The following is a 13637-nucleotide window of genomic DNA, read 5'->3' as shown; positions in this document are numbered from 1 at the left end:
GCACGGGGTCGCGCACAGATGTGACCGGCGCGGCCCGTACGGGGAGGTGGCAGGCAAGTGGTGGATCAGCTGACACAGCACGATCCGCGGCGAATCGGTCCGTTCGAGGTGCTGGGACGGCTCGGTGCCGGCGGCATGGGGCTGGTCTATCTCGCGCGCTCGGCGTCCGGCCGGCGTGTGGCGATCAAGACGGTCCGTACGGAACTCGCCGAGGACCAGCTGTTCCGCGTCCGCTTCTCGCGTGAGGTCGAGGCCGCCCGGGCGGTCTCCGGCTTCTACACGGCGGCCGTGGTCGACGCCGACGCGCGGGCCGCCGTGCCGTGGCTGGCCACCGCGTACGTCCCCGCGCCCTCCCTCGAAGAGATAGTGAACGAGTGCGGGCCGATGCCGGCCCAGGCGGTGCGCTGGCTCGCGGCGGGTGTGGCCGAGGCGCTGCAGTCGATCCACGGCGCCGGTCTGGTGCACCGGGACCTGAAGCCGTCGAACGTGCTGGTCGTCGAGGACGGCCCCCGGGTCATCGACTTCGGTATCGCGTCCGGCGTATCGAACACACGTTTGACGATGACGAACGTGGCGGTGGGCACGCCCGCCTACATGTCGCCGGAGCAGGCGAAGGACTCCAGGAGCGTGACCGGAGCGAGTGACGTCTTCTCGCTCGGCTCGATGCTCGTCTTCGCCGCGACCGGGCACCCGCCCTTCCACGGCGCCAACCCGGTCGAGACGGTCTTCATGCTGCTGCGGGAGGGGCCGGACCTGGAGGGCCTGCCGGACGAGCTGCGCCCGCTGATCGAGTCCCTGATGCAGATGGAGGCGACGAGCCGCCCCAACCCGGCCGACCTCCAGGCCCAGCTCGCCCCCCACCTCTTCGGCTCCGGCTCCGACGACAGCGGTACGGCGTCGGCGTGGCTGCCCGAGCGGGCGGTGAGCCTGATCGAGGGGCGGCGCAACGGCCGTCCGGCGGTGAAACCGGGACAGGGCTCGGGCCGCAGCGGCGGCGGCGCGCGACCGGCCCCCCTGCCGCCCCCGCCCTCGCACGACCCCGTCGTACCGGCGTCCCCGGTGCCCGTCGGCGCCCCGGACACCGGCCCCGTCCGGCTCGCCGGCGCCCAGGTGCCCATCGGGCCCGGACCGCGTGTCTCCGACGTCCGCGCCGCCGCCGTCAAGGCGCCGCCTCCGGAGGCCGCCCTGGCCGCCTCCTGGTCCAAGCCGCGCCCCGGCGTCAACGGCGCCGAACCCCCCATGAACGCCGTACCCGCGCCGCTGCCCGTGGCACCGGAAGCCGCGGCAGGCTGGCGCCCCTGGCGTTTCCGCATGTCGAACGACGTATGGGGCACCCCCTCGGTCGCCGGCGACCTCGTCTACGTCACGTCCTTCGAGGTCCACGCCCTGGACGTGGCCACCGGCCGCCGGCGCTTCAAGACGCGGGACGTGGCCTGGTCGATGGCGGTCGCGGACGGCCGTATCCACGCCTCCGACGGGCCGTCGCTGTTCGCCCTGGACTGCCGCGAGGGCGCCGACCTGTGGCGGCTGTCCACGGACGCCTGGGTGTACTCGCTGAAGGCCGACCGGGGCACGGTCGTCACCGGCACGCGCGGCGGCGGCGTCCAGGCCCGCGAGGCCTCGACCGGCCAGAAACTGTGGGAGCTCACCGGGGCCCAGACCGACTTCGAGTCGCCCGAGTCCGGGCCGGCCGTCCACGAGGGCACGGTGTACGTCTGGCAGGACGCCCGGCTGCGCGCCCTGGACGCCCGCACCGGCGACGAGCGCTGGTCCTACCCGATCGGCGACGCGGCCTCCTGCGGCGGTGTGCCGGTGCGGATCACGCACGCGCCCGACGGCTACGTGTACGTCTGCGCGGGCACCCGGGTCCTGGCGATCGACGTGGCGAGCGGCCGGGTGAAGTGGCACTTCGAGGCGCCCGCCGTCTTCCTCTCCCAGCCCACCTTCGCGCCGGGCCCCGCGGTCACCGGCGGTGGCATCTACCTGGCCGACTACCTCGGCACGGTCTACGCCCTCGACGCCACCGACGGCCGCGACCGCTGGCGCATCGCCACCGAGTCCCGGGCGTCCGTCGAGCCGGTCCTGGTGGCGGGCGGACATGTGCACGTGGGCAGCGGCAAGGGGCTGTACACCCTGGACGCGGTCACCGGCACGCCCAAGTGGCGCTTCCAGGCGGGCGGCGACATCGTCGGCGCCCCGGTGGTGGCGGAGGACCGCATCCACTTCGGGTCGACGGACCACCTGCTGTACACGCTGAAGGCCGACGACGGACGGCTGCGCTGGAAGCTCGCGACCGGCGGCGAGATCACCGGTTCGCCGGTGGTCAAGGACGGCGTCGTGTACGCGTGCAGCAAGGACCGGTGCGTGTACGCGCTGGACGCGGAGAAGGGCACGGGCACGGCCCGCACCGCATAGCCGGTGGTGTTCGGTGACGGCCGTCGTACGGGTTCACGGAAGGGGCCGGGCGGCGGCCGTCCACGGCAGACGCTACGCCGGGTACGCGACGATCGCCACGCGGTGACATGGCCGTGACATGTGATCGATAGGGTCATGGCATGCATCTACGGGGGCGCGGTCTCAAGTACACGGCGGTACTGGCGTTCGTGGTCCTCTCGCTGACGGGGTTCACGGGGCGCAGCCACGGACACCACGGCATCGGGAAGAGCCACGGCATCGGGAACAGCCACGGCGGCGGAGGCGGCTGCAGCAGTTCGGCGCAGGATCACGACAGTTCGTCGTCGAGCAGCCACAGGTACTACGACGATGACGACGACTATTCCTCCAGCGGCTCGTCCGGCTCGTCCGGCGGTTCCGGAGGTACCTCGTCCACGACCGCGTCGCTGCAGGACGCCACGGTGAAGCTGGTGCGCTGCGCGAGCGCGACGGCGCCGTACGCGACCGTCGAGGTCACCAACCCGAACGCGGTCGCCGCGACCTTCTCCGTCAGCGTCACCTTCAAGGACAAGCGGGACGAATACCTCGTCACCGGGTTCGCCGACGTCGAGGTGCCCGCGAACGACACGGCGACGGCGAAGGTGCAGGTCGGCAGCGCGAGCCTGGTCGCCTCGGTCGACCACTGCGACGTCGACGAGTCGGCGCGCGCCACCAGCAGCTGACCGGCCGCCTCACCGCACCCGGAACCCCCCGCCGCGCCGCACGGCGAACAGCTCCGCCTGGCGGTGCGCGGGCAGGTTGCCGAGGGAGATGAGATGCGGCGCCTGGGCGAACCCGGCGGCGAGTGCGGCCTCCTTGGCGGCCCACAGGGCCCGCACGGTCCCCTGCACGCCTTCGGGCGGATATCCGGCGATCACGGTGGCACAGGCGGTCGCCGCGGCCAACGCCCCGCCGGGGTCGGTGAGTTCGGAGACCAGCCCGATGTCGTACGCCCGGCGGGCCCCGATCCGCTCCGCCGTGCCCATCAGCATCATCCGCGCGACCTCGCCGTGCGGCATGCGGTGCGCCATGAGCACCGACTCGTAGGCGCTGACCATGCCGTAGGTGGTGTGCGGGTCGAAGAAGGTGGCGTCGGTGTCGGCGACGAGGAAGTCCGACTCCCCGAGGAGGTAGAAGGCGCCCCCGCAGGCCATGCCCCGCACGGCGGCCACGACCGGCTTCCACAGGTCGTTCGACTTGGGGCCGACGCGCAGCAGCGGATCGTCGGCCATGTAGGGCGAGCCCGGCTGCGGTACCTCGGCGTCCCGGTCGAGGCCGGTGCAGAACGCGCGCTCGCCGCTGCCGGTGAGGACGACGGCGCGCACGGAGTCGTCGAACCTCAACTCCCGCCAGATCCGCCGCAGTTCGTCGCGCATCGGGAGGTTGATTGCGTTGAGTCGCTCGGGCCGGTCGAGGGTGACGACGGCGATGCCGGTGGTCTTGTCGGCGTTCACGCGCACGGTCATGGCCGCTCCAGGACCCACTGGGGCAGCCCGTCGCCGTCGAAGACGACCTGCACCCTGGCGCCGATCCGGATGCGCTCGGGCGGGACCGAGTCGAGCCGCGCGCCGGCCTCGGCGACCACATTGCCGACCAGACGGATGCGCGGGGCCTCGGTGAGCTCGACGACGACGACGTTGTACGGCGCCTGCCGCGCGTAGTCGGGCAGCAGGGGCGGGTGCGGGACGACGTAGGACCAGATGCGCCCGTGTCCGTCGACCGGCCGCCACTCGCTCTCGAAGGACTGGCAGTGGGGGCAGCAGGGCCGGGGCGGGAAGCGGAGTTCGGAGCAGGCGGCGCAGGCCTGGACGCGGAGTTCGCCCTGGCGCGCGTAGCCCCAGAAGGGGGCGCCGTCGGCGTCGGTGACGGGGGTCAGCATGGGTGGCTCAACTCCTGTTCGTCAGCAGCAGGGCGGACGTCGGGACTCCCTCGCCGGCGGTGACCAGGCAGGTGGTGGCGTCCGGGACCTGGGCGGTGCTGGTGCCTCTGAGCTGCTTCACGCCTTCGTTGATGAGGTTGAACCCGTGGACGTAGGCCTCACTGAGCCCGCCGCCCCCGGTGTTGAGGGGCAGCCGTCCGCCCATCTCCAGGGCCCCCTGCTCGGTGAACGCACCGCCCTCTCCGCGGTCGCAGAACCCGTAGCCCTCCAGGGAGAGCGGTACGAGCGCCGTGAACGCGTCGTAGATCTGGGCCACGTCCACGTCCTGGGGCGTGAAGTCCGCGTGTTTCCAAAGGTGTCGGGCGGCGGCCTGGGCGGGTCCGGTGAGCGGGTCGTCGTTCCAGTAGTTGACCATGCCGTGGTGCTGGGAGGGCAGGCCCTGCGCTGCGGAGTGGACGTAGACGGGGGTCCGGCGGCAGTCACGCGCGCGTTCACCGGACACGACCACGCACGCCAACGCGCCGTCCGTCTCCAGGCAGTTGTCGAAGAGGCAGAGCGGCTCGCTGATCCAGCGGGAGGTCATGTACATCTCGCGGGTCAGAGGGCGGTCGTACATCACCGCGGCCGGATTCTGGTTCGCTCTGTTGCGGCAGGCGAGGGCGACGTTGAAGAGGTGGTCGCGGGTCACGCCGTACTCGTGCATGTAGCGGCGGGTGAGCATGGCGATCTCGTCGGCCGGGCGCAGCAGGCCGAAGGGGCGGGTCCACTGGGCGGGGGTGGGGAGTTGGACGGTGGTGTTCTTCCAGGGGCGGGGGCCGCTGCCGCGCTTGCGCGAGCGCCAGGCGACGCCGATCGTGGCCTGGCCCGCGGCGATGGCGGTGGCGAGATGGGCGACCGTGGCGCACGAACCGCCGCCGCCGTAGCCGGCCTTGCTGAAGAAGGTGAGGTCACCGAAGCCGACGGCCTTCGCCAGCTCCACCTCGTCCGTCTCCTCCATCGTGTACGAGGCGAGGGCGTCGACCTCGCCCGGAGCGATGCCCGCGTCGTCGAGAGCGGCGAGGACGGCCCGGCAGGCGAGGGTCTTCTCGTCCTCGTCCAGCCGTCTGGCGAAAGGGGTTTGCCCGATCCCGACGATCGCGGTGGCGTCCTTGATTCCGGTCATGGTGGGGGACCTCCGCAAGATGCCAGGGCAGCTGACAGGTCGTCAGGCTACAGCTAATCTGACGGACAGTCAGCAATGGGGTGTCCCCGGCTCGAACGGAGTTGAGAGGTGGGGAAGGTTGGGGGTCGTTGTGCGCGGTGACGTCGAGTGGGGCAGCATTCCGGAACTCGTCCGGTCCGCGGCCGAGCGGTACGCGGACGTCGAGGCGGTGGTGGAGGGCCGTACCCGGATCTCGTACGCCGAACTGGGCGCCCGCGTCGAACGGGCGGCGGCCGCCTGCATCGCGAGGGGCCTCTCGCCGGGTGACCGGGTCGCGATCTGGGCCCCCAACTCCCTGGACTGGATCGTGGCGGCGCTGGGCGCGGTGTCGGCCGGGGCGGTGCTCGTGCCGGTCAACACGCGCTTCAAGGGCGCGGAGGCGGCGGACGTGCTGCGCAGGAGCGGAGCGCGGCTGCTGTTCGTGACGGGGACGTTCCTGGGGACCTCGTACGTGGCGTCTCTGCGGCGGGCGGTCGCGGAGGGGCCGGAACTGCCGTCGCTGGAGCAGGTGGTGGTGCTGTCGGACGACGCGCCCGCCGACTTCCGTACGTGGAAGGACTTCCTCGCGGGCGGGGACGGAGTGGGCCCGTCCGAGGTGCGGGCGCGGTCGGCGGCGGTGGACGGCTCCCAGCCGTCGGACATCGTCTTCACGTCCGGCACGACGGGCCGCCCCAAGGGCGCGGTGATCACCCACGCGCAGACGCTCAGGGCGTACGAGATCTGGAGTGATCTCGCGGGGCTGCGGCGCGGCGACCGCTATCTGATCGTGAACCCCTTCTTCCACACCTTCGGCTACAAGGCCGGAGTCCTGGCCTGTCTGATGCGCGGCGCGACGATGATCCCCCAGCCGGTGTTCAACATCGACACGGCCCTGGCCAACATCGCGGCGGAGCGGGTGTCGGTCCTGCCGGGACCGCCGACCCTCCACCAGTCCCTGCTGGACCACCCGTCCCGCGACACCCATGACCTCTCGGCACTGCGACTGGTGGTGACGGGCGCGGCGGTGGTGCCGCTCAGGCTGGTGGAGCGGCTGCGCGGGGAACTGGGCGTGGAGACGGTCCTGACGGCGTACGGCCTCTCGGAGGCCAGCGGCATCGTGACGATGTGCCGGCGCGGCGACGACCCCACGGTGATCGCCTCGACGTCCGGGCGGGCGATACCGGGCACCGAGGTGCGGGTCGAGGCACCGCCCGGCGAGCCCGGCGAGGTCCTGGTGCGCGGCTTCAACGTCATGCGCGGCTACTACGAGGACGAGACGGCCACGGCCGAGGTGCTGACGGCGGACGGCTGGCTGCGGACCGGGGATGTGGGCGTGCTGGACGAGACGGGCTGCCTCAGGATCACCGACCGCATCAAGGACATGTTCATCGTCGGCGGCTTCAACGCCTACCCGGCGGAGATAGAGCAACTGCTGGGCCTGCACCCGGATGTGGCGGACGTCGCGGTGATCGGCGTACCGGATCCGCGGCTCGGGGAGGTCGGGAAGGCCTGTGTGGTGCGGCGGGCGGGCGCGGTCCTCACGGCGGACGACCTGATGGCGTGGGCACGGCGGGAGATGGCGAACTACAAGGTGCCCAGGCAGGTGGAGTTCCTGACGGAACTGCCCCGGAACGCGAGCGGGAAGGTGGTCAAGGGGGAACTGCGGGGGCGGGCGCGCTGAGCGCGGGCACACCTCGGCCGCGGCGGCTCCCCTCCGTGCCGCCGCGGCCGGTCCCCGTGCGAGGAGGCTTACGCCTTGGTCGGCTTGAAGGGCTCCGACGTGGCGTGCAGGTCCTTGGTCTCCAAGGGCTCGTCCGTGGCGTGCAGGTCGTCGGGCTTCACGGGCTTGTCCGTGGCGTGCAGGTCCTGGGTCGTGACCTTGCCGTCCGTCGTGGACGTGGCGTGCAGGTCCTCCGGCTTGAGCTCGTCGCTCATGGTCGTCAACTCCCCTTGGTGGATCGCATGGATGGATCGGCAGGGCCCGCCCGGTCACTCCCCCGAGGACGACCGGACGGACCCTGCTGGGCCGCTCGCCCCGATAAGTGGGTATGGGGCCCGCCAGTGACCCGTCTGCCCCCCGACGCGACGGATCGACTGCCTTCAGCATGGCGGAAGGCGATAAACGAATGATGAACGCCTCCGCGGGCCCCTCAGGCCGCGCGCAACGGTGTCAGCAGTGCCCGTACCTCCACGGCCTCGTCGGAGCCCAGGTCCTCGTAGATCGCCACGGCTTCCTGCCAGCAGACCTGCGCCCGGCCCGTCTGCCCGATGCCGCTGAGGGCACGGCCCAGGACGGTCAGGACGTTGCCCCGCCGCCACTCCCCGCCGATGCCGCGCAGCACCGTCAGCGCCATCTCGGCGTTCGCCGCGGCCTGCGCGGGGCGCCGGGCGGCGAGATCGACCTCGGCCAGCCGGAACAGGCTCATGCCCTCCCACAGGCGCTGGCGGCTGTCCCGGAACACCTCCAGCGCCTCGTGCAGCCGGTCGGTCGCGGAGTCCAGCTCGCCGCTCTGGGTGAGCGCCAGACCGAGCGCGTACCGGGCGTTCGCGCCCCGCATGGTGTTGCCCATCGCGTCGTAGACGCCGATGCCCTCCCGGGCCAGCGCGACCGCGCTGGTCGTGCGCCCGGTGGCGAGGTGGATGCGGGAGAGGTTGCACAGGGCGCTCGCCTCGCCGGGGCGGTCGCCCAGCGTGCGGAAGTGCTCGATGGCCTGGGAGAGGTGCTCCTCGCCGTCGGCGTGGCGGTTCTGGTAGAGCGCGAGGATCCCGCGTGCGTTGCTCGCCCAGCAGACCGGGAGAAGGTCCCGCGCCTGTCGCGCGAGGAGGGTGGCGCGCTCGGCCTCCTGGTCCGCCTGCTCGAAGCGGCCGATCACGAGATGGACGGTCACCAGGGTCATCAGGGCACGCGCCTCGGCCCGCGGATCGCCGAGCCGCCGGGAAGCCTCCACCAGGGTCTGCGCGGTCGCCTCGTATCCCTTGGAGTTGGCGCCCGACTCGGACAGGTCGTGCGCGGCCCACAGCAGGTCGATGGCGCGGGCGAGGGTCTCCGGCCGGCCCGCGGACCGGGTGACGCAGGCCAGGAGGCAGATCGCCTCCGCGTACAGCCAGTCCTGCGCCGCGTGGCGGTCGGCGAAGACCAGCCCCGGATGGGCGGTCGGGGCCAGCTGGTCCACCAGCCGGTCCCCCGGCCGCTCGATCGCGTACACCCCGGCCGCGGTGGCCAGGTAGAAGTCCAGCAACCGCGACATCGCCGCATCACGCTCGCTCGGCGGCCACTCGTCCCGCTCCGCGCACGCACGCGCGTAGAGCCGGACCAGGTCGTGGTAGCGGTAGCGGCCGGGAGCCGCCGACTCCAGCAGGGAGGTGTCGACGAGGGACTCCAGCAGGTCCTCCGTCTCGTCGGCCGGAAGGTCCAGCACCGCGGCGGCCGCCGCCACCGAGATGTCCGGGCCGTCCGCGAGCCCCAGGAGACGGAACGCGCGTGCCTGGGCCGGCTCCAGCGCGCCGTAGCCCAGCTCGAAGGTGGCCTTGACCGCCAGGTCGCCGGCCTGCAGTTCGTCCAGGCGGCGGCGTTCGTCCGCCAGCTTGGCGGCGAGGACGGAGACGGTCCAGGTGCGGCGGGCCGCCAGGCGGGAGGCCGCGATGCGGATCGCCAGCGGGAGGAACCCGCACGCCGCCACGACGTCCAGGGCGGCCTTCCGCTCCGAGGCCACCCGCTCGGCGCCCACGATCTTGGTGAACAGCGACAGAGCCTCGTCCGGCGACATCACGTCCAGGTCCACGAGGTGGGCGCCCGCCAGGTCGACCATCCGCACCCGTGACGTCACCAGGGCCGCGCAGCCCTCCGTGCCGGGGAGCAGGGGCCGTACCTGGGCCGCGTCCCGGGCGTTGTCCAGCAGGACCAGCACCCGGCGGCCGTCCAGGACCGAGCGGTACAGCGCCGAGCGTTCCTCCAGGGAGTCCGGGATCGCCGAGTCCACGGTGCCGAGCGCGCGCAGGAACGACCCGAGCACGGTCTCCGGTTCCGCCGAACTCGCGCCGGCGCCCTGGAGGTCGACGTACAGCTGCCCGTCCGGGAAGGCGGCCCGCGCCTGGTGGGCGACGTGCACGGCGAGCGTGGTCTTGCCCACGCCCCCGATGCCCGCCACCGCCGACACCGCCATCACCCGGCCCTCCGCCGAGGCCAGCACCTCACCCAGCTCGGCCACGAAGGCCGAACGGCCGGTGAAGTCCGGGACCGTGGCCGGGAGCTGGGCCGGGCGGACGAGGGTGGAGGCCGGCTCGGCCTTCGGGGACGGGGCCTGCGCCAGACTCGGGTCGGCCCGCAGGATCCGCTGCTGCAGTTCCCGCAGCCCCGGACGTGGATCCACGCCGAGTTCGTCCGCCAGCAGCTGCCGGGTGTCCGTGTACACGGCCAGCGCCTCCGCCTGGCGGCCGCTGCGGTACAGCGCCAGCATCAGCAGTTCGCGCAGCCGCTCGCGCAGGGGGTGCGCGGCCGTCAGGGCGGTCAGCTCCGACACCGCCTCCGCGTGGCACCCCTGCTCCAGGTCCATGTCCAGCCGGGATTCGAGGAGTTGCAGCCGCCACTCCTCCAGACGGACCCGCTGGGTCTCCGCGTACGGGCCCGGCACGCCGGCCAGCGCCTCGCCGTCCCACAGCGCCAGCGCGCGGCCCAGCACCTCCCGTGCATGGCGCAGGTCCCCGGAGCCCCGCGCCTTCTCCGCCTCGGCCGCCAGCTCCTGCGCCACCGCCAGGTCCAGCGCGCCCTCGGCGAGCCCGCGCACCGCGTACCCGCCGGACTCGCTCACCAGGACCCTGGGGTCCAGCACCTTCCGCAGCCGGGAGGCGTACGTGCGCAGTGCCGCCAGTGCCTGCGACGGCGGCTCCTCGCCCCACAGGGCGTCGATCAGCTCGCCCGCGGTCGCCGTGCGGCCCTCGCGCAGCAGCAGGGCGGCGAGCAGGGCGCGTTGCTGCGGGGAGCCGGTGCTGAGCTGCACCTCGCCGCGTCGGGCTCGTACCGGACCGAGCACGCCGAAGCTCAGCGCGACCGGCTCCGCGCAGGAGCCGGACCGCCTCTGCTCCGGCACTCGCGGTACACCGTCCATCGCCGTCCCCCTAGACACAGTGAGCAACTCCGTCAGTTTGCCTTGTTCTCGGCGGATGCGTCAGCTGTGGAGCGCGCGGTCACCGACAGACGCGCGGGATATCACAAGGCCCTCACCTGCTCTTCGCACACTTCCGAACATTCCCGGGCCATTCCCGAGCGCCAAGAAGTCCACAACCACATAGCTGACGGCCCGTCAGATCGGCGCTACCGTGGCCGCCATGGACACCCAAGCCACCGCGCAGACCACGTTTCCGCTGATCATCTCCGTCGACGACCACACGGTGGAGCCCGCCGACGTCTGGCAGAGCCGCCTCCCGGAGAAGTACCGGGACGTCGGCCCGCGCATAGTCCGCGCACCGCTGAAGGAAATGACCTTCCTGGGCGGGCGCTTCCGGCCGGTCATGGGCAAACCGGGCGACGACGGCCCGCTGGGCGACTGGTGGGTCTACGAGGACCTGCACCGCCCCCTCACCCGCCTGGACACGGCGGTCGGCTACAGCAGGGACGACATCAAGCTGGAGGTGATCACCTACGAGCAGATGCGGCCCGGCTCGTACGACGTCCCGCAGCGCCTCGCCGACATGGACGTCAACCACGTCCAGTCCGCCGTCTGCTTCCCGACCTTCCCCCGCTTCTGCGGTCAGACCTTCACCGAGGCCAAGGACCACGAGCTGGGCCTGCTCTGCGTGCAGGCCTACAACGACTGGATGGTGGAGGAGTGGTGCGGCCCGGCGGCCCAGGGGCGGCTCATACCCCTCACGCTCATACCCCTGTGGGACGCGGAACTCGCCGCCGCCGAGGTGCGGCGCAACGCCGCCCGCGGTGTCCGGGCCGTCGCCTTCTCCGAGATACCCCCGCACCTCGGCCTGCCGTCCGTCCACACCGACGACTGGGACCCCTTCCTCGCGGCCTGCGACGAGACCGGCACGGTCGTCGCCATGCACATCGGCTCCAGCAGTCGGATGCCGTCGACGTCCAAGGACGCGCCGCCCGCGGTGGGTTCGACGATCACCTTCGCCAACTGCTGCTTCTCGATGGTCGACTGGCTGATGAGCGGCAAGTTCGAGCGCTTCCCGAACCTCAAGGTCATGTACGCCGAGGGGCAGATCGGCTGGATCCCCTACATCCTGGAGCGCGCCGACGTCGTCTGGGAGGAGAACCGCGGCTGGGGCGGGGTCGCCGACAAGGTCCACCGCCCGCCGTCCGAGCTGTTCGCCGAGCACGTCTACGGCTGCTTCTTCGACGACGCCTTCGGCCTGAGGAACCTCGACTCCATCGGCCCGGGCAACGTCCTGTACGAGACCGACTACCCCCACTCCGACTCCACCTGGCCCAAGTCCCGCGAGGTCGGCGAGGCGCAGATGGGGCACCTGGAGGCTCAGGTGGTGGAGCGGATCGTGCGGGGCAACGCCATCGAGCTGCTGGGGCTCACCCCCGAAGGGCTCTGGGCGCGGTGAGTGCCCTCTCGTACGGGATGCAGCTGCCCGTCCAGTCCCAGAGCACCATCTACGCCGAGCAGTGGGAGGCCGGGGCCGGCCCCGAGGACCTGGCGGAGATCGCCCGCGGCGCCGACCGGGCCGGCTTCGACTACGTCGCGAGCTGCGACCACGTGGCCGTTCCGCGGCGCCTGGCCGCCGCCATGAGCACGGTCTGGTACGACCCCGTGGCCACCCTCGCCTTCCTCGCGGGGGTGACCGAGCGGGTGCGGCTGCTCAGTCACGTGGCCGTCGTGGGGCTACGGCACCCCCTGCTCACGGCCAAGCAGTACGCCACCCTCGATCACCTCAGCGGCGGGCGGCTGATCCTCGGTGTCGGGGCCGGGCACGTGCGTGAGGAGTTCGAGGCGCTCGGCGTCGACTTCGAGCGGCGCGGGGCCGTGCTCGACGAGAACATCGACGCCCTGCGCGCCGCCCTCGGCCCGGACGAGTTCCCCGAGCACCACGGCAAGCTCCACGACTTCGCGGGCCTGGGCCAGCGCCCCAGGCCGGCCCAGCAGAACGTCCCCCTCTGGGTGGGCGGCTCCTCGCCCGCCGCCGTGCGCCGGGCCGCCCTCAAGGGCGACGGCTGGCTGCCGCAGGGCGATCCGCGCGACCGGCTGCCCGCACAGATCGAACGGATCCGGCGACTGCGGGAAGAGGCGTGCATCGAGGGGCCGTTCGTGATCGGCGCGATCACCGAGCCCCTGTACCTCGGAACGGCCACCTGGGACGTCGGCCGCCGCACCCTCACCGGCTCCCCGGACGCGCTCGCCGAGTCCCTCCGCGCCTACCGCGCCATGGGGGTGCACCAGATCCAGGTGCGGTTCCGGTGCCGCGGACGCACCGAACTCACCGACCAGATGGCGGCCTTCGGGGCGGAGGTGCGGACCCTGCTGTAGAGGCTGCCCTTCCCGTTGACCACAGGACGGACAGCCCCTCGTTCAGCCGCTGCAGGGAGCCGGGCCCCGGCCGGTCCGGCGGCGGGGGCAGCGGCATGGGGCCACTCGTGCGACTTCGGTAGCCGCTCGCTGTCATGCCTCGATGGCCTGCACGGAGGTGAGTTTCGCGGCGGCGGCGATGGCCGAGTCCGCCCTGCCGGTCGGAACGGTGGCCCGGATGTATCCGAGCCTGTCGTACGTCCGGGCGACGGAGCCGCCCTTGACGGCGTCCAGTTCGCGGGCGACCTGCTCGGTCCCGCCGGGAGCGGTGGCGATCATCATCGTGACGTTCTTGTCGCGGTGCGCCTTGGCCTGCGCGAGGAGGTGGGTGTCGTCCGAACCGAGCTTGGCGTGCGCGGACTTGAAGCCGGGGTCGGCCGTGGCGACGGTGGAGCCGTCCGCGGCGAAGGCTGCGGGTAGGGGGCCGAGCGCGGCGAGCGCGGAGACGAGGCCGGCGGCCACGGCGACTCGGGCGACGCGTCGCGCGCCCGATATCCGAGTGGGGTGGGGGGTGGGGGCATGCGTGATCCCTCCTCCTCGGCCCACCCGAGGCCCTCGCACCCGCTCGGCGAGTTCTCGACGCTCCCCGCACCGCAGACGGCCGCCGCAGGCACGCGTCGAC

The 13637-nt window shown here is 72.5% G+C and carries 10 protein-coding genes and 1 pseudogene; 5 read left to right on the top strand and 6 right to left on the bottom strand.

What is annotated here, in order from left to right; all coding sequences use genetic code 11:
* Positions 1–57: 57 nt before the first annotated feature.
* Positions 58–2415 carry an outer membrane protein assembly factor BamB family protein gene (locus OG870_RS20415; RefSeq protein ID WP_266516378.1) on the top strand — a complete coding sequence of 786 codons (2358 nt, stop codon included), beginning with the start codon at positions 58–60 and terminating at the stop codon, positions 2413–2415.
* A gap of 140 nt (positions 2416–2555) precedes the next feature.
* A complete protein-coding gene (locus OG870_RS20410) occupies positions 2556–3116 on the top strand; it encodes a hypothetical protein (RefSeq protein WP_327691233.1) in 561 nt (186 codons plus the stop codon).
* A gap of 9 nt (positions 3117–3125) precedes the next feature.
* On the opposite strand, the gene OG870_RS20405 is transcribed toward OG870_RS20410, so the two are convergent.
* Genes OG870_RS20405 through OG870_RS20395 form a run of 3 tightly spaced genes read right to left on the bottom strand, consistent with a single transcriptional unit; the run spans position 3126 to position 5474 of the window.
* Positions 3126–3899: an enoyl-CoA hydratase/isomerase family protein gene (locus OG870_RS20405; RefSeq protein WP_327691232.1), complete on the bottom strand. Its 774-nt coding sequence runs from the start codon at positions 3897–3899 to the stop codon at positions 3126–3128.
* Positions 3896–4312, bottom strand: coding sequence for a Zn-ribbon domain-containing OB-fold protein (locus tag OG870_RS20400; protein WP_266516371.1), 417 nt, complete (start codon positions 4310–4312; stop codon positions 3896–3898). The genes OG870_RS20405 and OG870_RS20400 overlap by 4 nt, the downstream gene beginning before the upstream one ends.
* 7 nt (positions 4313–4319) lie before the next feature.
* Entirely contained in the window at positions 4320–5474 is a 1155-nt protein-coding gene (locus OG870_RS20395; protein ID WP_266516369.1) for a lipid-transfer protein, read from the bottom strand.
* A gap of 130 nt (positions 5475–5604) precedes the next feature.
* Here OG870_RS20395 and OG870_RS20390 point away from each other — a divergent pair, with 130 nt between their 5' ends.
* Positions 5605–7173 (top strand): FadD3 family acyl-CoA ligase, encoded by a 1569-nt coding sequence (locus OG870_RS20390; RefSeq protein ID WP_266520379.1) that lies wholly within the window; start codon positions 5605–5607, stop codon positions 7171–7173.
* A gap of 68 nt (positions 7174–7241) precedes the next feature.
* Here OG870_RS20390 and OG870_RS20385 read toward each other — a convergent pair whose 3' ends face one another.
* Both OG870_RS20385 and OG870_RS20380 read right to left on the bottom strand, forming a co-directional pair.
* On the bottom strand, positions 7242–7427 hold the full coding sequence (locus OG870_RS20385) for a hypothetical protein (protein WP_266516366.1): 186 nt from the start codon (positions 7425–7427) through the stop codon (positions 7242–7244).
* Positions 7428–7642: 215 nt separating this feature from the next.
* Positions 7643–10597, bottom strand: coding sequence for an AfsR/SARP family transcriptional regulator (locus OG870_RS20380; RefSeq protein ID WP_327691231.1), 2955 nt, complete (start codon positions 10595–10597; stop codon positions 7643–7645).
* A 220-nt stretch (positions 10598–10817) separates the two neighbouring features.
* On the opposite strand from OG870_RS20380, the gene OG870_RS20375 reads away from it, so the two are divergent.
* Together OG870_RS20375 and OG870_RS20370 are read left to right on the top strand one after the other, a co-directional pair.
* Entirely contained in the window at positions 10818–12056 is a 1239-nt protein-coding gene (locus OG870_RS20375) for an amidohydrolase family protein (RefSeq protein WP_266583704.1), read from the top strand.
* A 17-nt stretch (positions 12057–12073) separates the two neighbouring features.
* Entirely contained in the window at positions 12074–12976 is a 903-nt protein-coding gene (locus OG870_RS20370) for an LLM class F420-dependent oxidoreductase (RefSeq protein ID WP_266520378.1), read from the top strand.
* Positions 12977–13114: 138 nt separating this feature from the next.
* On the opposite strand, the pseudogene OG870_RS20365 reads toward OG870_RS20370, so the two are convergent.
* Positions 13115–13543, bottom strand: a pseudogene (locus tag OG870_RS20365) (S8 family serine peptidase); the annotation flags it as partial.
* Between the last annotated feature and the right edge of the window lie 94 nt (positions 13544–13637).

Origin of the sequence: Streptomyces sp. NBC_00461, from assembly GCF_036013935.1 — a bacterium.
Taxonomy (GTDB): Bacteria; Actinomycetota; Actinomycetes; order Streptomycetales; family Streptomycetaceae; genus Streptomyces.
Note: the sequence above shows the minus strand (reverse complement) of the source record. Positions and strands in the feature narration are given on the sequence as shown.